General features: G+C 37.6%; 16 protein-coding genes, 1 tRNA gene and 1 pseudogene. 5 read left to right on the plus strand and 13 right to left on the minus strand.

Annotated features, from left to right (window positions below; genetic code table 11):
* Positions 1-108 precede the first annotated feature (108 nt).
* Positions 109-1,638, plus strand: coding sequence for a methyl-accepting chemotaxis protein (locus tag JEP40_RS09020; protein WP_198623288.1), 1,530 nt, complete (start codon positions 109-111; stop codon positions 1,636-1,638).
* A 72-nt stretch (positions 1,639-1,710) separates the two neighbouring features.
* Here the strand turns inward: JEP40_RS09020 and JEP40_RS09025 are convergent, their stop codons facing one another.
* The 5 genes from JEP40_RS09025 to JEP40_RS09045 all read right to left on the minus strand — a co-directional run bounded on the left by JEP40_RS09025 (position 1,711) and on the right by JEP40_RS09045 (position 7,526).
* Positions 1,711-2,874 carry a fimbrial protein gene (locus JEP40_RS09025; RefSeq protein ID WP_198623289.1) on the minus strand — a complete coding sequence of 388 codons (1,164 nt, stop codon included), beginning with the start codon at positions 2,872-2,874 and terminating at the stop codon, positions 1,711-1,713.
* Positions 2,875-2,877: 3 nt separating this feature from the next.
* Positions 2,878-5,523, minus strand: a complete 2,646-nt coding sequence (locus JEP40_RS09030; protein WP_198623290.1) for a fimbria/pilus outer membrane usher protein — start codon at positions 5,521-5,523, stop codon at positions 2,878-2,880.
* A gap of 38 nt (positions 5,524-5,561) precedes the next feature.
* Positions 5,562-6,281, minus strand: coding sequence for a molecular chaperone (locus JEP40_RS09035; RefSeq protein WP_198623291.1), 720 nt, complete (start codon positions 6,279-6,281; stop codon positions 5,562-5,564).
* 62 nt (positions 6,282-6,343) lie between these two features.
* Complete coding sequence (locus JEP40_RS09040) at positions 6,344-6,907, minus strand: fimbrial protein (protein WP_198623292.1); 564 nt, start codon at positions 6,905-6,907, stop codon at positions 6,344-6,346.
* Between the two features lie 319 nt (positions 6,908-7,226).
* Positions 7,227-7,526 (minus strand): helix-turn-helix domain-containing protein, encoded by a 300-nt coding sequence (locus JEP40_RS09045; RefSeq protein WP_198623293.1) that lies wholly within the window; start codon positions 7,524-7,526, stop codon positions 7,227-7,229.
* A gap of 1,124 nt (positions 7,527-8,650) precedes the next feature.
* On the opposite strand from JEP40_RS09045, the gene JEP40_RS09050 reads away from it, so the two are divergent.
* Positions 8,651-10,180 carry a methyl-accepting chemotaxis protein gene (locus JEP40_RS09050; RefSeq protein ID WP_198623294.1) on the plus strand — a complete coding sequence of 510 codons (1,530 nt, stop codon included), beginning with the start codon at positions 8,651-8,653 and terminating at the stop codon, positions 10,178-10,180.
* A 73-nt stretch (positions 10,181-10,253) separates the two neighbouring features.
* Here JEP40_RS09050 and JEP40_RS09055 read toward each other — a convergent pair.
* From JEP40_RS09055 to rpsU, 5 genes and pseudogenes are all read right to left on the minus strand, one after another.
* Positions 10,254-10,556: pseudogene (locus JEP40_RS09055) on the minus strand (bestrophin family ion channel); the annotation flags it as partial.
* Positions 10,557-10,891: 335 nt separating this feature from the next.
* A tRNA-Ile gene (locus tag JEP40_RS09060) sits at positions 10,892-10,968 on the minus strand.
* A 333-nt stretch (positions 10,969-11,301) separates the two neighbouring features.
* Positions 11,302-13,152, minus strand: coding sequence for an RNA polymerase sigma factor RpoD (rpoD, locus tag JEP40_RS09065; RefSeq protein ID WP_198623375.1), 1,851 nt, complete (start codon positions 13,150-13,152; stop codon positions 11,302-11,304).
* A gap of 186 nt (positions 13,153-13,338) precedes the next feature.
* Positions 13,339-15,087 (minus strand): DNA primase, encoded by a 1,749-nt coding sequence (dnaG, locus tag JEP40_RS09070; protein ID WP_198623376.1) that lies wholly within the window; start codon positions 15,085-15,087, stop codon positions 13,339-13,341.
* 112 nt (positions 15,088-15,199) lie between these two features.
* On the minus strand, positions 15,200-15,415 hold the full coding sequence (gene rpsU / locus JEP40_RS09075) for a 30S ribosomal protein S21 (protein WP_001144069.1): 216 nt from the start codon (positions 15,413-15,415) through the stop codon (positions 15,200-15,202).
* 342 nt (positions 15,416-15,757) lie between these two features.
* On the opposite strand from rpsU, the gene tsaD reads away from it, so the two are divergent.
* Positions 15,758-16,780: a tRNA (adenosine(37)-N6)-threonylcarbamoyltransferase complex transferase subunit TsaD gene (gene tsaD / locus JEP40_RS09080; RefSeq protein WP_198623295.1), complete on the plus strand. Its 1,023-nt coding sequence runs from the start codon at positions 15,758-15,760 to the stop codon at positions 16,778-16,780.
* Positions 16,781-16,849: 69 nt separating this feature from the next.
* Here tsaD and plsY read toward each other — a convergent pair whose 3' ends face one another.
* Positions 16,850-17,506 (minus strand): glycerol-3-phosphate 1-O-acyltransferase PlsY, encoded by a 657-nt coding sequence (gene plsY / locus JEP40_RS09085; protein WP_072070074.1) that lies wholly within the window; start codon positions 17,504-17,506, stop codon positions 16,850-16,852.
* 104 nt (positions 17,507-17,610) lie between these two features.
* Here plsY and folB point away from each other — a divergent pair, with 104 nt between their 5' ends.
* The gene (folB, locus tag JEP40_RS09090; protein ID WP_198623377.1) at positions 17,611-17,961 is read left to right on the plus strand and encodes a bifunctional dihydroneopterin aldolase/7,8-dihydroneopterin epimerase; all 351 of its coding nucleotides are present in this window, start codon (positions 17,611-17,613) and stop codon (positions 17,959-17,961) included.
* On the opposite strand, the gene JEP40_RS09095 is transcribed toward folB, so the two are convergent.
* Entirely contained in the window at positions 17,962-19,200 is a 1,239-nt protein-coding gene (locus tag JEP40_RS09095; protein ID WP_198623296.1) for a multifunctional CCA addition/repair protein, read from the minus strand.
* Between the two features lie 27 nt (positions 19,201-19,227).
* Positions 19,228-19,848 (minus strand): TIGR04211 family SH3 domain-containing protein, encoded by a 621-nt coding sequence (locus tag JEP40_RS09100; RefSeq protein ID WP_198623297.1) that lies wholly within the window; start codon positions 19,846-19,848, stop codon positions 19,228-19,230.
* A gap of 219 nt (positions 19,849-20,067) precedes the next feature.
* Here JEP40_RS09100 and JEP40_RS09105 point away from each other — a divergent pair, with 219 nt between their 5' ends.
* Positions 20,068-20,991, plus strand: a complete 924-nt coding sequence (locus tag JEP40_RS09105; RefSeq protein WP_198623298.1) for an inorganic triphosphatase — start codon at positions 20,068-20,070, stop codon at positions 20,989-20,991.
* Positions 20,992-21,017: the final 26 nt, after the last annotated feature.

Below are 21,017 nucleotides of genomic sequence, written 5' to 3' on the forward strand. Positions count from 1 at the left end.
AAAAATAAAAATCATTAACTTATAAATACCTATTGTTATTAAATAAAAGAACAGTTCTGTCGATAAGAAAATAAATCTTATCGATATATATGTATAGGTATTTTTATTATGAGCATTAAACGATCTGCTAAGATAGGTTCATCTGTATTATTATTGGTTTTTATTTTATCTTCGGCATTATCTTCATTTTTTATTTATAAAATGAAAAATAATTTCACTCAAGTAGAAACTCTGTTAACACGTTACACTGATGTATTGATGGCACGCTATGAGTTAGCAACGATGCGTTCTAATGTAAATTTCTTAAAGCAAGATACTGCATTAACAAATGTAAAAGATGCTGAAATTATTGAAAAAAATAAAAAACTTGCTGACAGCGCTAAAAGTACCATGGAAGCGTGGGTAAAAGAGAAAAAAGTGTCTATAGAAGCACAACAAAGTGTCGATGCCATTGCAAAATTATTTTATAGTTTGATTGATAGATTAGTTATTGCATCAAATACTTCAGGCTCAATAAATGTAAATGATGAAGAATTTGCTAATGATTTTGATAGATTAAATATTTTGTTTGATAATTATGTCACCATAAAAAGTAAGAATAGTGCTTCTCTTATAAATAACCAAGAAGCTATGGTTCACTTTTCTATTTATACAACCATTATTTCATTATTAATTTTAGTGATTGTTTTATGTTTTGTTATTCTTTGGGTAAATAAAATATTTATTTCTAATCTTCATACATTGTCTGATATTTTAACTAAAGTTGGTAAAGGTGAATTAGTTTTCACCTTACCTAAAATGAGAAAAGATGAGTTTGGTGAGCTATTTTCACATGTTGGTAATATGCAAAAAGCCTTAACTTCCACCATTCTTACCGTAAAAAGAGAGACTTTAGAGATAAAACGGGGTGCTTCTGAGATTGCATCGGGTAATCAAGAGCTATCTTCTCGTACAGAAGAACAAGCCAGCGCCTTGCAACAAACTGCAGCTAGCATGGAAGAGATTAAAACGGCAGTCGCCAACAACACCGAAAATACTCAAGAAGCCAATGTTATTATTAATCAATCCAATGATATCGTTATCGATGGCGCGAATGTAATGAAAGATGCGATGTTATCAATGAAGAAAATAGAACAAGGTGCATTAAAGGTCGGTGAAATTAATGAAGTGATTAATAGTCTTGCTAGCCAAACGAATATTTTAGCGTTAAACGCAGCAGTAGAAGCTGCGAGAGCAGGAGAGCAAGGACGCGGTTTTACCGTTGTTGCAGCAGAGGTGCGAAATTTAGCCTCTAAAAGTGCAGATGCAGCAAAAGAAATAAGTCAGATATTAAAAGCATCTATAGATGATGTGGCTGAAGGAACTGCTCTTGTTAATAAAACAGGGGAACACATGCAAGAAATTGTCGCTTCAATTGCAAAAGTAAACAATATTATGCAAGGGATAAGTCTTGCTTCAGAAGAGCAACGTGTTGGTATTGAACAAATTGCAGTGGCAATTAATCAGATGGATACCGTTGTACAGCAAAATGCCTCTTTAGTGGATCAAAGCGCATCTTCAACGATGATGTTAGATGAAAAGGCGCAGATGTTGATGGATAATATGGCCGTTTTTCAAATTGAAGAACAAGCATTATAACGATAAAAAACTCACTCTGAATTAGCGTATCAGAGTGAGTTTTTATTCTATTCAGGCAAACAGAATAAGGGATTAATAATATTCAATCATAAAAGTTGCCGCGCCATTGGCAACACCCGCGGATAAGCGATCATCAACACGAATATAGCGCGCACGCAATGGAATACTGACCGTTCCTGCTTTTTCAGTAATGGGTTGTGCAAAGGCGGTTGGTGTATTAAATTTAACAAAATTTTCGCCAGTAGTACCATAAGCTAGCTGTATCCCCACGCCTTTAGCCGCGCCAGGTACATCATTTACTTCAAAAGTGCCTGGGTACTCAATAATTGGTGGGTTTACAGGCTTAATGGTCACTCTTAGTTCATTAGGATCACGATCTGGGAATGTTTGTCCTTTTTCAGTGGTATATACATCTCCTTTACCACCAGAATAGTAACCTCGAAATGCAGGACAATTGTATAAATTAATATCAGAGTTTATCCATTTGGTTGAACTACCTTTTGTAGGTAAGGTAGATGTTTCATGTTTGCCTAATTCCACTGTGTAGTCTTGTGTTTTACAGCTTGAAGCAGTAACACTAACCGAACCCGTAATATTCATGTATGCGGCTACAAAAGGAAATCCTTCGGCTAGAACCTTATTTTTTTCGGGGTAATTTACATCAAGTTGCATTCTTGCAATATTGCTTAAATTAAACGTACCCGGCTGAATAGGACCTAATTTAATTAAAGAATAATTTAATACTGGGTGTGCCCAATATTCTATGAATTCTCTTTTATTTTCAATAAGTTCACGATTTCCTTCCCAAGAAAGTTTAGGAATATTAGGCATTAGTGAATTATTTCTATCTCTATTTGTATAAAATATAATACCAAGACCTGGGTTATTGGTTTTATAGACATTAGGAGGAATACCTGCGCCAACAGCGGGTGTTCCTGCCATATTTAATAATTTTATCTCCTGCCTTTCTAAAAAGTAATAGTATCCTAATCCTGCCGAAGGCACATTAAATCTACATTCATAGTTGTATGTATAACTAGCAATATCAATTTTACCTTGGTAAACAACAGAACCTACAGGCATATCAGCACCAACATGAATTACGCCACCAATGGACATGGTATGATTCACTGGAGGACCATTAACATTACATTTGACTGTTTGTTGTGCCATTACTTCCGCAACAGGTAAAAGTAGAAGCATTAAGGCTAAGGTTTTTTTTATTGTAAGCTTCATACTTTATTCTCCACAGACACTAGTAAGTTGAACAAAACTACTTGGATTATCTTTATCTTGTGCTGGTGCACTATAGTTAATGGTACATTGTTGTATTTCACCCGGCCCCCATTTCACGGTTAAGCGACCTGATATTCTCTCAACTCGGGCGTAGAGAAGTCCTCCCTGACCTATACTACCCACTTCATTGTTCTGTTCATCGTAAGCGACACTACCAAATGGAATAGCGCCGTTATTACGTTGGATTGTAATTAACAGAGGGATACCTGCATTAGTTTTAAATTCCACTTTAGTGATTGCACCTTCAAATGGTGCAACGCGTGCTTGCGTGTTTTGTAGTTCGATATTATTTGACATTCCTTTCGGGTTAATCGTGATGTCATTCATTTGATATGGAGTTAAATAAGGGACTGCAGCATGACCAAAGCCATCGATTTCAATACCCGGATAGCCACTGACTTTGGCACCTTTAGCACCATCAGCTTCAACTACCGCAAAGGTATTACCTTGATAAGGAGTTGCAACTACACCGCCAGACCAGCCAATTAATGAACCGCTAGCACCGATGGAACCATTTTGATAATGTTCACCTAAACCATAGTTAGCCGTTAAGTTGGTATAGTTAGTCTTAGCACTACCATTCAAGGTCATGCTAGATCCAACACCATGGTTCGTATTCATTGCTGTTATACCGTAATTATAACGATTATTTTCACCAGCAGATCCGGAGATCCCGATACGCTCACCTACATCTCCTCGACCATTACGCGTTAATGCGGCAGTTAAGGTTGGCATGTGATCAACACTTAAATCGTAGAGTGGTAAAATAAAGTTCAATTCAAAAGATGTCTCTTTTTTACCATCTGCATTACGTGCTTGACCGACGTTTAAGCCATAAGAGAGACGCTTCCAGCGGTTGTTGTAACCCATTTGGTATTGCAAGTCGGTAGTGTCATTGTTCCAGTAATTTTGCGTAAACCCACTAACATAGAATGTTCCCCAACCTTCAGGTAAACCTTGGTCAACCGTGACGTTAAAGCGACTTTTTGGACGCCAAATATTGTTGATACTGCGCCCATAGCGTTCTTCATTAATAGCTTGAACAGCAGAGCTATAATCATAAAATTTTTCGGTATTAAATTTATAAGCAGCAATCGTCAGGTTACTATTGGTGTCTTGAATAAATTTACTGTAACTGATTTGATAACTTTGTCCGCTATTCACTTTTGACGATGTTGTATTTAAGTGCAAACGCGCTTGAGTGATGTCAGCAGAAAATGCGCCTAATGGCGTGCTTAATGCAAAACCAGCTTGAAGTGCGTAATAATCAGCACCGGTACTCTGTATACCCGCATAACCCGTTATCAGGTTAGTTAATCCACGGCGATAAGTGGCTTGATATAACGTTGGATCATAGTCAACAGACGATGAGTTTAAATGGCCGGCGGCTACCGTATAGTTATGTTGCCCAGGACGTAATAATTGCACTACGGAAGCGTAATAGACTTTAAAGTTTTGTTGTGAACCATCAGATTCTTGAATGGTGACATCCAAGTTACCGCCATATCCTGATGGATAAAGGTCATCAATCTCAAATGGGCCCGGTGGTACGGCAATTTCATGGATCACTCGCCCATCTTGGCGAATAATGACTCGCGCATTAGATTTTGCGACACCGCGAATGGTCGGCGCAAAGCCACGTTGTGAATCAGGTAACATCTTCTCATCACTAAAGAGCTGAATACCTCTTAATGGTTGAGAATCAAAAAGTTGTCCTGTTGTGAGGACATCACCGACTTGAACCACGCCTTTTATTGTGGTGATAATACGTTGTAGATAATTATAAGTTGAGGTGTAGTCATGACCATTTTGTTCATTCCATGAATAGTTACCTGTGTGATGGAAACTCCATGCACCTAAATTAAGATTACTATTAACGCCAACAAAAGCGGATTTATAATTTGTTCCATTGCTACGAGACATGAAATAGTTTGCGTTATAGCTCACTAATAATGCATTTATGCCTCGCTCCCAGAGTGAAGGGCTTACATAACCACGAGGTTTATAACCAACAAGAGCCTGTGGTGTATTGATCGTTAAACGTTGAACTGAATGGTCATAGTTTACCTCTGTTGAGGGGACAGAATCGGTTAGTGCAATACACTCATGAAGTTCTAACGCACTTTTTAATAGTGGTGTTATTTTGTCACTTTTAAACCCAATTAAGCTGATAATATCTTTAGTTAAACAAGGCGATACTTGACCATTTGCTATATCTTTAAAAGTGACCGGTGTTCTTGCCATAAATTGACTGTTGACATAGATTTCAACATTCCATGTGCCAGGCAAAAAGGTATTTTCTTTATCAAAGCGACTAATATCAATCTCACCTTGAGATGTATTCATAAAAATAGGGTTAAATGAGTGTGAACCATTTCCATTTGTATTAGAAGGCTCACTATTCTTTGTCGATGAGGCAGTATTATTTTGTAATAAAGGTGACGTAGTGGTCGATAATGTACGAGTACCATTAGGTAACCATTTATTATTTTCGATCTCTGTTATATTTTCTGCATAAGTATAAGGTGTTACTAAAAATAAAGTAGCACTAGCAGATATTATAATAGTTTTTAAAATATAACTGCTCATTTGAATATTCCCGTATATTTTATGAAGTATTGAGAGTGCTAGAGTTTCGTTTCAACTATTTTCATTGCGCCCCAGTCATTCACGTAACGATAAACAATCTTGCTTCCTAAATTTGCTGATACCCCATTGGGGATCGTAAATTCGTGTTGGCCTAATGGTGGAACGACCTCACCATCAATTGGATTCTTCTCATTATTTGCAAGCGTGATAGAAACGAGTGAAACAAAATAAGGTGAATTATTAATTGCTTTTAACTTGTTACCCGCAATTGAAAATTGAAGGCCTTCCGCTGCATTTATTGCCCCTATTTTATCTTTTAGTGTATCTGGACGATAAAATAATTTTATTCTAGAGCGATAAGCAATTTGTAATTTATTATCTATTTCCGTATTTGCGTTGGGTGGTATTTCTAATACATTTAACCAATAAATAGATTCTTTATCTTTAGGTAATGCAGTAGCGCCTGTGAAACTAATTCTTAATGACTGCGATTTTTCTGGCTCAATACGAAATACAGGTGGTGTTAATACAAAAGGAACTTGAATATTTTCAGGTTTTTCATCAACGTTACCAGTATCAATCCAGTTTTGGATTAATACTGGCACTTTCCCTTCATTGCTAATTTTTACTGTGACTTCTTTTTCATTTTCATTATAAATAACACGAGTACCACTAATAATAACGCCAGCGCTTACCCATGTTGGAATGATTAATAATAAACTGATAAAAAAGCTTTTAATTAATTTTGTGGTTATCATATTTATCTTTATTCCATTAATAAAAAGCAACAGAGAGGAGAATTCCCCTCTGTTTATTTCGATTATTTATATTGCAGAGTATAAACAACACTACTTGTTACTTTACCAGCATCTGTTTTACCAGTTGCGTAGTATTCAACAGCGTATGGCAGAGTGGCTTTATCATTAGTAATTGTATAGTAAGTAGTATCATTTACTTGAGATGTATTACCTACTTTAATTGCGTTGAAGTTAGCACCATCTAACAGTTGTAACTGAACTTGTTTTGCACCAGTTGCAGCAACATCCATGTTTTTCAGACGACCAGTTGATTGGTCTACTGTTGCACCTGTTTCAAAGAAAGCAGAAACAGTGCTATGACCAGCTACACCGATTTTACAATCTGACAGGTTCATGTTGAATGAAGTACGACCAGTTACTTCGCCTGCATTTTGTAAAACATTAGTACTGACTGTTGGTAAGGTAATAGTTGCATCAGGGCCTTGACCTTCGATATCAACTTTACAAGTTGTATCTGTTAATTCACCATTAAAAGTAATTGTACCGGTATTATCAGCAGCGATAGCATTACCAGCCATCAGACCAAATGCCATTGCTAAAGATGCACCAATGATAGATTTTTTCATTCTAAATTCCTTCGTTTTATATTAGATAACTACGTTTTAATAAATAGCTAAATATATTAAATAATATTTAGTAATTTATTTTTGACTCGCTATTAGTGTAAAAACAAATAAAGGCCATCCATGGCGAATAAAGACACTTGTTAAGTGTTTTTTATTTTCCTAATAATTATCTATTAATACGAAATAACAGTTTGTCGGTTATTAACACCCCTAACTTCATAAAGCTAATAGCTCATGAAAATAAAACATAATTAAATATTTTATTTTCATGATTAATCGCTTAAAGTGATGCTTACGTAATTTTGTTAAATATTTGTTTTTAATTTAGTTGGCTAACAGTAGTACTACTAAATTCATAGTCTCTTTTTTTTAATTGTGTGCTTGGCACCTTTTCGTTGTAGGTACTTATTACTTCACGATTTAAATCATCCCATGATTTGTCAAAAATAATGAGTAACTTATTTATTAAAGTAAGTGACATACTATTTTTGCCATTCTCATAACGAGATATTTGTTGTTGGCTAACAGAGATTATTTTTGCCAGTTCACGACCTGATAATTTCTTCTCTTTTCTAGCCTTTTTAAAAAAAAAGCCTACTTTAGTGTCTAGATCGTTCATAAATTAATTCCAATAACATGAGGTCTAATATTTAGAAGTTATCACATATTAAAATTAGCCATTTCGGTTTGAGTAACTATATTACACATAAATTAGTGCGTAAAAATGGTTTACCCTATGCGATATCATTATGTAATAGGTAATTCCTATCAAGAGAGTAATTATTGTAAGGTTATACTTAAGTTTTAGTAAGTGATAGGTATATCAATATGTTAAGAAACTTAATGTGGCGTAAACTGATTTTGATACTCGTTTTATGAGTTTTTATTAGGTGAAAAATCTGGTTTGATAAGTTATATATTAATTTATGTTTCATTTTTAGTCTTTATAGGATGAATTGTATAAAAAGGTTAGGCAATGTAAGGAAGTATGTTTTACGCGTAAAGTGGGTATTTGTGAGAAAAGTAGAGTGTAAGAATTCTCTGAATAAAATCAAAATTTGGGGTATATGATGAAAATGGATTATATGTATTTATAAATAATCCATGAAAATCTTCTTTTTAGTGAATGGAGGAAAAAATGGAAATTGATCTAACTCAATAATTATTGTGGGAAATATTCATATAAAGAGGAGTTGATTATTTGATGCTAAGAAAATAGTTTTTTTAAAGTATTAATTGTAATGATGTTTGATGTGCCTTCTCTAAGATTCGATTTATTCTTATATATGGAAAATAAAATAGCTTGTACGTTCTATTTTTCCTTTTTTCTAAAAATATCGATAATTTTTCATTAACAATATCCTAAGTGTTTATACCTTATCTGTATTTTTTTAGAAGCTATTTATCTCTAATTTATGAGTTGAGTTGTAAAAATGCTTAAGATATTTTAATCGTTAAATGATAATTATCGTTTAACGATGTGTGTAAAATGTTTGGCTTATTTTATTTAAATAAAAGGGTTGTCTAAAAATAGACCAACTAATAACACTAAATTACTATTTCATATTGGTATATCATCTAGATTAAGATGTAAAAAGAAGAAGAAAAAACTAGTTGCTATCATTGATTGAGAACTTAATTAAGCATTTGTGTCGATAATTCTGATTAATAAGTAAATAAAATCTATTTCGTGCCGATAAATGAGTACATTTGTATTATTTTATTGCCGGGGTGGATTATTTCATGAGTATTGAAAGATCAGCTAAAGTAGGTTCCATTATACTATTAGTCATTTTCTTATTATCATCAGTATTGTCATCATTTTTTATTTATCGAATGCAAGAAAACTTCGCATCATTGGATTCTTTGAATACCAGACTGAATAGTGTTCAGGAAGCTAGGTACGAGTTAGCCACTATTCGTTCTCATGTAAACTACCTGATGTTATTGAAAACCATGACAGAGGAAAATAAACAGGAAACGATTAAGTCCATTGTTGCTGAAGCAAAAGATCTAGCAACAAAATCAAAAGCGACCATTACACATTGGGTTGAAGTAAAGAAGATCAGCCCTGATGCGCAACGAAATTCAGAACAACTTTCAGTCTTATTCTATTACCTCCTTGATGAACTTATCGCACCAATTGATACGTTGGATTATACAGAAACTAATTTATCAAATGACTTCTCGCGACTTTCAGATCTCTTCGATGAGTATTTAGTGATCACTAAAGGTGTGAATGACAATATTAAATCGGAACAAGCTTGGATGGTGCAGTTATCACTTTACACAACCATCATTGCTCTGGGGATCATTCTTGCTCTTCTTTATATTGTTATCCGTTGGGTAAATAAAACGTTTATCTTTAATTTGAATACTCTATCAGGCATTTTGCAGAAAGTGGGAGAAGGGGATTTAAGCTTCACTCTACCTAAAAAACGAAATGATGAGTTTGGAACCTTGTTCTCTAATGTGGGCGATATGCAAACTGCGTTAACATCGACTATTCAACTTGTTAAAGAAGAAGCGCTAGAGATCAAAAAAGGTTCGGCAGAAATTGCTTCTGGTAACCAAGATCTCTCTTCTCGTACTGAGGAGCAAGCAAGTGCACTGCAACAAACAGCAGCGAGCATGGAAGAGATAAAAATTGCTGTAGTGAATAATACTGATAATGCGATTTTAGCAAACTCCATTACTGCAGAAACACGCGATTTAGCGATTGACGGTTCTAATATTATGAATGATGCAATTAACTCAATGAAAAAAATCGAGGTAGGAACATTAAAAGTTGCTGAAATCAATGATGTGGTTAATAACATTGCAAGTCAAACTAATATTCTGGCATTAAACGCAGCGGTTGAGGCAGCGCGCGCTGGTGAGCAAGGTCGTGGATTTACTGTTGTTGCAACTGAAGTGAGAAATTTAGCAGCAAGAAGTGCGGATGCTGCGCGTGAAATTAACCAAATTATCAGAGAGTCTGTTGCTGATGTTGCTCATGGCCGTGAATTAGTGAATAAAACGGGCGAGCATATGCAGGACATTGTTTCTTCTATTACCAAAGTCAGTGATATTATGCAGGGTATTAGTATTGCATCAGAAGAACAAAAAGTGGGCATCGAACAGATAGCAGTAGCCATTAATCAAATGGATTCAGTTGTTCAGCAAAATGCGGCTTTAGTTGAACAGGGGGCGACTTCTACGATGATTTTAGATGAGAAAGCGCAAAATTTAACAGATAAAGTGTCGGTCTTTAAAATTAAAGAACAATATTAATCCGTTGAATTAGTCAGTTAATATTGTATTTAAAATAAGCTCACTTTAATAATATTAGAGTGGGCTTTATTATTTACACTGTCTTTTCCATATTATAATGTTTATCTGGTCTTACAACTATCGGTAATAGGGTAATATCTTGCATTTCTAATAAGTTTCTTTCAATCGTATTACAAATTGCATTTAAAGGTAAGTCATTTGTAGATAGACCAAAATGATCTTCTAATTCTTCCGCTAATGCACCCCAAGATAAAAAAGTATAAGAGATAAATACTGATACAAATGGTGTCATGTAGTGGAGATCAGCTACTAAAGCAAAAGGCAATAATGCGCAGAACAGATAAACAGTACGCTGTAATATTAAGGCATAAGCGAAATATTATTTTTGAAAGCACAAAACCATGCCAATCAAATAACCGAAAAAATCAGTATTGATTAGGACGTATAACCATAATAGTAATAATATGAAATGAGGTTTGAATTTGTTGAGATATTATTACAATAAAATAAGAAGTTATCTAATTAATTTTAAATATCGTTTTTAATAAAGATGGGTAATAAATAAAATTTTAATAGCTTAAATTAATAACAACAAAATAGAAGAAATTTATATATTAATCTCGATAAGGCAAAAATGGCGTAACGATCCATAAAAACAAAAAAGCCACTTGCTAGGAAGTGGCTTAATGTGCTGATTTAACAGCTAAAATTTGGTGGCCCCTACTGGACTTGAACCAGTGACCAATCGATTATGAGTCGACTGCTCTAACCAACTGAGCTAAGGGGCCTTAATGGAGTGAGATTATACGTGCCTATTGGCACTAGGTCTAGCCTTTGAATGACTGTATGCGCAATTTATGTTCAATCTAAACAATAAAAAGATAAAATAGAGAATAACTTTGATATCAATAACCTAGTGTGGGAATTGAGAGATAAGCTTAGCAAGATGCGTAATATTATAAATAAATAGGCTATTTTTTATAAATGTGCATTGGAGAAAATGGTTGTTGAGATCACGGAACAATAACCATTCAACTAGAGACAAGATCCGTGATTAACCGATAAAAAAACACCTGTGATATCACAGGTGTTTGTTATAACGTAAATTGAGAGTAAGCTAATTACTCGTCAAGGAAGCTACGTAATACTTCAGAACGGCTTGGGTGGCGTAATTTACGCAGTGCCTTCGCTTCAATCTGACGAATACGTTCACGGGTAACATCAAACTGTTTACCCACTTCTTCCAAGGTATGGTCAGTATTCATATCAATACCAAAACGCATACGTAGGACTTTCGCTTCACGTAATGTTAAGCCAGCTAATACTTCGTGAGTTGCAGAACGTAAACTTTCTGATGTTGCAGAATCCAGTGGTAATTCGAGAGTAGTATCCTCGATAAAATCACCTAAATGTGAATCTTCATCGTCACCGATTGGGGTTTCCATGGAGATTGGTTCTTTAGCGATTTTCAGTACCTTACGGATTTTATCTTCAGGCATCAGCATGCGTTCAGCAAGCTCTTCTGGTGAAGGCTCACGTCCCATCTCTTGCAACATTTGGCGAGAAATACGGTTCAGCTTATTAATCGTTTCAATCATGTGAACAGGGATACGAATTGTACGTGCCTGATCGGCAATTGAACGAGTAATTGCTTGACGGATCCACCATGTTGCGTAAGTTGAGAATTTATAACCACGACGGTATTCAAATTTATCAACCGCTTTCATCAGACCGATATTCCCTTCTTGGATCAGGTCAAGGAACTGTAAGCCACGGTTGGTATATTTTTTCGCGATAGAGATAACTAAACGTAAGTTCGCTTCGACCATCTCTTTTTTCGCACGGCGTGCTTTTGCTTCACCGATAGACATACGACGGTTAATATCTTTAACCTGTTCGATTGTCAGACCAGTTTCAACTTCAATTTGTTGCAGTTTTTGTAAGCTGCGTTGTACTTCTTCTTCAATACCTGCCAGTTTTTCAGACCAAGGCTTATTCATTGCACGAGCAGCAGTGAACCATGTGTCATTGGTTTCGTTACCTGTAAACAGCGTAATGAAGTTTTTCTTAGGCATCTTAACTTGATCAACACAAAGACGCATGATGTGACGTTCTTGAGCACGAACTCTGTCCATCATGTCACGCATATTGTTAACCAGATAATCAAACTGTTTTGGTACTAAACGGAACTGTTTGAAAATCTCAGATAACAGAAGGATTTCAAGCTCTGTATCTTTGTGATTACGGCCCTTTGCCTTGATAGATTGGCGTGTTTTTTCGTATTGCTCACGAAGTTCAGTAAATTTCTGGCGAGCTAATTCAGGATCGATGCTGTTATCATCATCATCGCTATCACTGTCGCTATCACCATCTTCATCTTCGTCTTCATCTTCATCTTCAGCAACTTCATCAGTAGCCTTACCTAAATTGACCACTTCATTCTCTGCCACTTCTTCGGCATTCGGGTCAATAAAGGCAGTAATTAAGTCAGAAAGACGTGCTTCGCCTGCTTCAACGCGATCGTATTGTTCAAGAAGATAAGTAATTGCTTCTGGATATTCAGCAACAGAGCATTGAACCTGGTTAATACCATCTTCAATGCGTTTTGCGATATCAATTTCACCTTCCCGGGTAAGCAATTCAACCGTACCCATTTCGCGCATATACATACGCACAGGATCGGTTGTACGGCCAATCTCAGATTCTACACTAGAAAGCACCTGAGCCGCGGCTTCTGCCGCATCATCATCAGTGTCATTTGAATTTTCTGCCAGCATCAGATCATCGGCATCAGGTGCTTCTTCCATAACCTGAATGCCCATGTCGTTAATCATCTGGATGATGTCTTCGATTTGATCTGAATCGACGATATCTTCCGGCAGATGGTCATTGACCTCAGCATAGGTCAGGTAGCCTTGCTCCTTACCTTTAGTAACAAGTAGCTTCAGCTGTGACTGCGGGTTTTGCTCCATAAGACGGTATCCACACTTCAAAGTAATTTGGGTTGGTGTCGGTCGGCGATAACTGTTCAGCCAACAATAACTACGGAGGGGCATTTTCATTGTCGATTGCTACGGTCCCCTCAGCGTAGCAAATGTAGGTTTTTAGTACCTACCGATAGCGGCAATTAAGCCGTGTTTTTAATCTTAATTCTGTATTTACTTTTTAACGCGTGCCTGTATTATCAATTGGACTTCTTCGCGTTCATCTTGCGTTAGGCCTTCTGTTCTCTCTTTTGCAATAAGGGCGTTTAAACGTTCGTCCATTGCGGTTAGAAAAAGATGATCTAACGTGTCGGTAAAGGTTTTTTCTGCAATCTCATCTATATCTATATCGTTCCACATTGCCAATTTTTCAAGCTGTTTACCGAATTTATTCTCTCTGTAGAGCTCGATAATCTGTCCTGTATTAAGGCCAGGTTGTGCTTGGCAAACTGAAACAAGTTCAATAAAGAGTGACAAACCTGCAATTTTTTCTGTATTCAATCCCTCAAGAGGGGGTACTAATTTAGAGAATTCTGGGTTTTGTATCAATAAGGCAATTAATATACGCATTGGCGTTGGGCGTAATATCGTTGGTTGATACGATAATTCGTGGCTCGCCGCTGTTCTACCAAATAAACGATCCATTTGCTCAATATCGGGATTTCCCGTTAAGCTTCCAAGCTCTCTTAATAAATATAGACGCAAAGTTTCACTTGGGATCTTATCTATTAATGGTCGAGCTAAACTGTATAACTTACCATTGCCTTCTTGAGTACTCAGATCCACTTGAGGAACGAGTGAATCAAATAGAAATTCTGATAATGAATGTGATTGTTCCATCCGTTTTTCAAAGGCTTCTTTACCTTCACGACGCACCAATGAATCTGGATCATCGCCTTCAGGTAAAAACATAAAACGTAAAGAACGGCCATCATTTAAAAAAGGAAGTGCAGTTTCTAGTGCTCGCCAAGCGGCATCTCGTCCTGCTCTATCTCCATCATAACAACAAATAATGTTATCCGTTGTCCTAAAGAGCAACTGAATATGTTCTGCTGTCGTGGAGGTTCCCAATGAGGCAACGGCATAATCAATACCAAACTGCGCTAATGCCACAACATCCATATAACCTTCAACAACTAATAGCTTTGTAACGTTATTATTAGATTGTTGTGCTTCATAAAGGCCGTAAAGTTGGCGTCCTTTATGGAAAATCTCTGTTTCTGGTGAGTTCAAATATTTAGGTAAATCATCACCTAAAACACGCCCACCAAAGGCAATAACACGGCCACGTCTATCTCGGATAGGAAACATGACTCGTTGGCGAAAACGATCATAAGTACGACCATTATCGTTCGTTATTACCATGCCTGCTTCAAGAAGTAGGGCTTTATTATCGGCATTTTGACCAAACCGCTTTAGGACATTATCCCAACCAGTAGGAACAAACCCAATAGAAAAACGACTAATAATATCTTCACTAAGGCCACGATGCGCGAGGTAATTTCTGGCTTCCTGAGCATCAGGTTTATTGAGTGCACTACTATAATATTGGTTCAATTTCTCCATCACTTGATAGAGATTTTGTCTTATATGTCGTTCAATCGGGCTACTGCCAGTTCCTGATTCATAAGGAACCTCTAACCCATGCATTGCTGCTAACTCTTCAATGGTTTCGACAAAATCGAGTCTGTCGTAGTTCATTAAAAAATCAATAGCATTGCCATGCGCGCCGCAACCAAAACAGTGATAAAACTGTTTGTCGCTATTTACTGTGAATGAGGGCGTTTTTTCGTTATGAAACGGACAACACGCTGAATGATTTTTGCCTTGTTTTTTTAACGGCACACGAGCGTCGATAAGATCGATGATATCGGTTCGAGCTAGCAAATCATTAATAAATGAACGTGGAATTCGTCCAGCCATAAGCCCTTTTACGCCTGTTGTTGAACGAGAATAAGCCGCGCTCTCATAAGAAAGCACGGCCTTTAACTGCGACTACAGTGTCTGCATATGTTGCGGTATGAGCCGCAAAATATTAGTACAGACGAGTACGACGTGCGTTTTCGCGAGCTAATTTTTTAGCGTGACGTTTTACTGCTGATGCTTTAGCGCGTTTACGTTCAGTCGTTGGTTTTTCATAAAACTCACGACGACGAACTTCTGCTAATACGCCTGCTTTTTCACAAGAGCGTTTGAAACGACGAAGAGCAACGTCAAATGGCTCGTTTTCACGTACTTTGATTACCGGCATGTGCCTCTCACCTCAATAGAAATCGGTTTGCGCTGGCATTATTTAAGCCAGCCGACATTTAAAATGGTGCGGAATTTTACTTCAAAGCAGGGCACTTTGTAAAGAGATGCACAAAATTGAAACGCAAACTCCCACTTTTGTGTCTTTTTAGTGAGTACACAAAAAGCGAAAGTTGCTAACCACACATTTAAATCACTTAAAATAGGTGAATAATTATAGACCAGAAAAAGGAATTTGTCACATGCTGGTATGTAAAAGATGTTGCGAAGGCGTATAAAATCACCGAAATAATGGTACAATTGATTTATTACGCGAGTCTGCGAAGAAGAATTTGGAAGCGTTATGCGAGTTTTAGGTATTGAAACATCTTGTGATGAAACCGGTATTGCTATTTATGATGATAAAGCCGGTTTATTAGCGAATCAACTTTATAGTCAAATTAAACTGCATGCTGATTATGGCGGTGTGGTGCCTGAGCTTGCTTCACGGGATCATATCCGTAAAACAGTGCCTCTTATCCAAGCAGCACTAAAAGAAGCAAATTTAACGGCAAAAGATATTGATGCTGTTGCTTACACTGCAGGTCCTGGCCTTGTTGGTGCATTATTGGTAGGTGCGACTATCGGCCGCTCATTAGCTTTTGCATGGGATGTTCCTGCTATTCCAGTTCATCATATGGAAGGCCATTTGTTAGCACCAATGCTTGAAGAAAAAACACCTGAATTTCCTTTTGTTGCGCTGCTGGTTTCAGGTGGTCATACACAATTAATTAGTGTGACAGGAATTGGTGAATACACCTTATTAGGTGAATCTATTGATGATGCAGCGGGTGAAGCTTTTGATAAAACAGCTAAGTTACTAGGTCTAGATTACCCGGGGGGACCTGTATTATCAAAAATGGCACAACAAGGTACAGAAGGGCGGTTTATTTTCCCTCGCCCAATGACAGACAGGCCTGGTCTTGATTTTAGCTTTTCAGGCTTAAAAACGTTTGCTGCTAATACCATTCGCCAAAATGATAATTCAGACCAAACTCGTGCGGATATTGCGCGTGCTTTTGAAGATGCTGTTGTTGATACTTTGGCGATAAAATGTCGCAGAGCTTTAGAACAAACGGGCTTTAAGCGTTTAGTGATGGCCGGTGGTGTTAGTGCAAATCGTACATTACGAGCCAAAATGGAAGCGGTGATGAAACAATTAGGTGGCGAAGTTTTCTATGCTCGTCCCGAATTGTGTACCGATAATGGCGCAATGATCGCACTAGCGGGCATGATCCGTTTTAAAGGCGGTACAGAAGGTCCATTAAGTGTGACGGTTAGACCACGCTGGCCATTAGCAGAATTGCCTGCGCTGGAAAATAAATAGCGTATCAGTAAAAGAAAGCCACTTTTGAAGTGGCTTTTTTGTGTCATGTAGCTTTAAAACTGAGTAAAATTAATCTTCTTTTTCTTGCTCTTTAGCTTCTTGAATAATCTCTTTTTCTGTTTTTTCAGTTTTCTTCTTTAACTTATGCCAGATCCGACTCTCTTGACCACGCCATAAACGTTGAATATTGTCGTGATGACGGTAAAGTACCAGACATGAGAGTAAAGCTACGGGATAAGTGAATTCTGGCTTAAACCACCAAACATAAAAAGGGGCAAGCAATGCGCTGATAATGGCGCCAAGCGATGAATAGCCACTGAGTAATACGGTGAGTAACCAAGTTCCAGCAATAAGGCCACTTAAATCCCAACCAATAGCGGCGATAGCACCAAAGGCGGTTGCAACCCCTTTTCCTCCCTTAAAGTGGAAGAAGACTGGGTAGATATGCCCAAGGCAAGCCGCGATGGCAACAATGCCAAGGTAAAAAGGAGGCACATTTAAGTAATAGGCGAGCCAAACAGGGATCATCCCTTTTAGGACGTCACAGATGAGAACAGCTGCGGCGGCCGCTTTTCCACCAATACGTAGGACGTTGGTCGCTCCGGGATTGCCAGAGCCAGATTTTCTTGGATCAGGTAATCTTGCCAATCGGCAAATCAAAATCGCGCTGGAGATTGAGCCGCACAAGTAGGCGAAGATGATCATTCCAAGTGCGTTAGCACTCATTTGTATTCTCCAATGTTTATGTAAGTTCGTTAGGCATGTATGGATAATACGCATATTTCATCGGAAGTGGTATCCGATGAGCAGAAAAAATAAGAGATGACGTGATGGATATCGTATTTATTGAGCAATTATCAGTAATAACTACAATCGGTGTTTATGATTGGGAAAAAAACATAAAACAAAAATTAGTGTTCGATATCGAAATGGAATGGGATAACAAACGCGCATCCCAAACCGATGATGTTGCTCATTGTTTAGATTATGCCCGAGTAAGTCGTGCAATTATTGATTATGTTGAGACAAGACGTTTTGAGTTGGTTGAACGTGTCGCAGAAGAAGTGGCACAGCTTTTGATAACTCAATTTGCTGTACCTAGAGTAAAAATTAAATTAGCTAAACCAGGCGCAGTAGCTCAAGCGACGAGTGTGGGAGTAATTATTGAGCGTAAGGCTTAATTATTCGTTATTCTGATTAAGTCGCGATTTCCATTTTATAATCGCGACTTCTCGTTGTTTTGTTAACGCTTCTCGTATTGCACTGCCTTTTAACCCACTTTCAATTATTGGCTTAATATCCACATTATTTGCTACAGCAAAAGCTTGGCAAAGAAAAGAACGTTGTGGATAAGCTAGATTTTCTAACCCTAGACGTCCTCGAGCATCTGCTTCACTGACCATCGCTAATTGTTCAACACGTTCAGGTTTTCGCCATGCATCAATGGCATCAAATAAGCGGATAATTTTAGAAGGGCGCATTCTATCAATACGATGGATATGATCGTGAAATTTTGCTGTCAAACGAGCCAGATCACGAATGTGATTTGGAATACGATAGCGTTGGCACAATGCTTCAACTAAAGGTACACCAGCAGGACCATGCCCGTGATGATGTGGCCATTTTTCAGGTGAAGTTGTTCCTTTTCCCAGATCATGACATAAGGCACTAAAACGCACAGCAATATCATCTGTTAATTGACTGGCGATATTAAGCACCATCATGGTGTGAACGCCGGTATCAATTTCAGGATGCCATTTTTCAGGGGCAGGTACGCCAAATAGGGCATCGATTTCGGGGAAAAGAACCTTTAAAGCACCGCACTGGCGTAAAACTTCAAAGTAAACCTGAGGGGTATGGCTCTCAAGGGCTTTTTCAGTCTCTTTCCAAACACGTTCTGCCGTTAACGCGTTTAGTTCGCCACTTTGCGCCATTACTTTCATTAACTGTAGCGTTTCTGGTGCTACGCTAAAACCTAAAGACGAGAATCGAGCCGCAAATCGTGCAACACGTAGAACTCTTAAGGGATCTTCTGAAAATGCGTCAGAGACATGGCGAAGTAACCTTGCATTGATGTCATCTATGCCGTGGTAAGGATCGACATATTCGCTATCGGCAGAATAAGCAATAGCGTTAATGGTGAGATCACGACGAGCTAAATCATCTTCTAAGGTAACATCTGGTGCAGCGTAACAGGTAAATCCCGTGTAGCCAGAACCCGATTTTCTTTCCGTACGCGCAAGGGCATATTCTTCATGGGTATCTGGATGAAGAAAGACGGGAAAATCTTTGCCAACTTGTTGATAGCCTTGCTGTAACAGTTCTTCGGGTGTTGCACCAACAACAACCCAATCTCTATCTTTTACAGGTATCTGTAATAATTGGTCACGTACAGCGCCACCAACAAGGTATGTTTTCACGGGATCATGATTCCTTTTGGTTGAATATTAGTTCATCCAACGATCGTTGCGTTTACGACGACGAGGAATGATATGCGGAAGGATCAGACCAAAAACAAGACCTGCACCAGCAACACCGCCACCATACATAAACCACTGTAAGATGATGTCACGTTGTCTGTCATCTAACTGTTGATTAGCAAAATCGAGTTTTTTTTCGGCAACAGCAAGTTTTGTTCTCATCTGCTCATTTTCTTTCTTCAAACCGTTGATAATATCATCACTGTTTGAGACTTTGTTTTGCATATCTATAGTACGCTGATTCCAGCTTTGGTCGATATTCGCTAGTTTATCGCGCAGTGTTTGGATCTCTTTTTCCATAGCAGGAATACGAGTGCGCATACTTGGTTGGGCGCTTAGTTGGTTTTCTGGCAACCAGACAGTACGATCTTTATCGTCTTTAACTTGTACATAACCCGTTGCCGCATTGCGAGAAAGTACAGTCACTGTTGAACCTGAATTTAAAGAGCCAACAATTCGATACTGATTTCCTGGTCCACTATGCACATAAGTGGATAATTCATCGGAAACATAGCGAGTTTCTGCGTGTGAGCTCAGAGAAACACCTAAGCCAAGTAAGGAAATAAAAAGTAAGGGTAATTTTCGCATTATGTTTTCAACTTTTTTATCTATACAAGAGAATATTTTTACTGATACTAAAGAGTAAAGTTTGCGTAAGCAAATAGTAAACCAGAATGAGAACAGTCTTAACTGGTAGAATATAGGGATAATCTGCCTTTTATTCATTATTGTTATTAGGCTATCACTTGCAAAATGAAAATGCGTCAAATATTTTACTAATTAATTGATTTACTTAAGGGAAATAGAATGAGCCAATTAGAAACCGAACTCAAAATGAGCGCCATACCTGCCGCTATTCCTCATATTATTCAGCGCATTCTAACTCTACCACATCAGCATTCTGCCCCTAAAAAGCTGACTAATCTTTACTTTGAGACTGCTGATAATCAGATCCGTCGTTGGGATATGGGATTACGTATTCGTGGTGTTGATGACCATTATGAAATGACGATTAAAACAGCGGGAAAAGTCGTCGCTGGTTTACATCAACGCCCAGAATATAACGTTGAACTAACACAACCTAAATTAGATTTAGCACGCTTTCCTACGGAAATTTGGCCAGAAAAGACCGATCTTACTTTATTAGAATCTCAGCTTAATGTGTTATTTCATACAGATTTTTATCGTGAAATCTGGCTTGTTGAGTATCAAGATAGTCAAATAGAAGTCGTTTTAGATCAAGGTATTATTCGTACCGAACAATATGAATTACCGATCGAAGAGTTTGAGCTAGAACTTAAAAAAGGTAATGTGTTAGACGTTATTGCATTAGCAACGTATTTAGGTGAAAAAGGCGGATTACGTCTTGCCTCTCGCAGTAAAGCAGCTCGGGGCTATTATCTGGCAAAAGATAAGCCTGCGTTATCGTTGAGTGTAGTGAACCTTTCTCCTAGTGATACAACGGCACAACAACTCACAAAATGGTTAAGTGCAATACAGGCATTAGAAGAAGCTATTTTTGCTAATCCAATACCCCCGACAATTACCATGGCTGCAATGTTGGCGTTATTTTCAGATTGGTGCAAAAAGCAGTCTGATTTACCAGAGTTGATGCAACATTCACTGAATGCAATTTCACCGTTAACATTTACAACCGCAACCGATTATTATCATGTTTTATGGTTAAACTTTAAGTTATCTTCTACGTCGTGGCTACTGTCTATTGCTTAATTTCCTGACAACGTGAGAGCCTATTT

The sequence above is a fragment of the Proteus vulgaris genome, from assembly GCF_016239305.1.
GTDB lineage: Bacteria > Pseudomonadota > Gammaproteobacteria > Enterobacterales > Enterobacteriaceae > Proteus > Proteus vulgaris_C.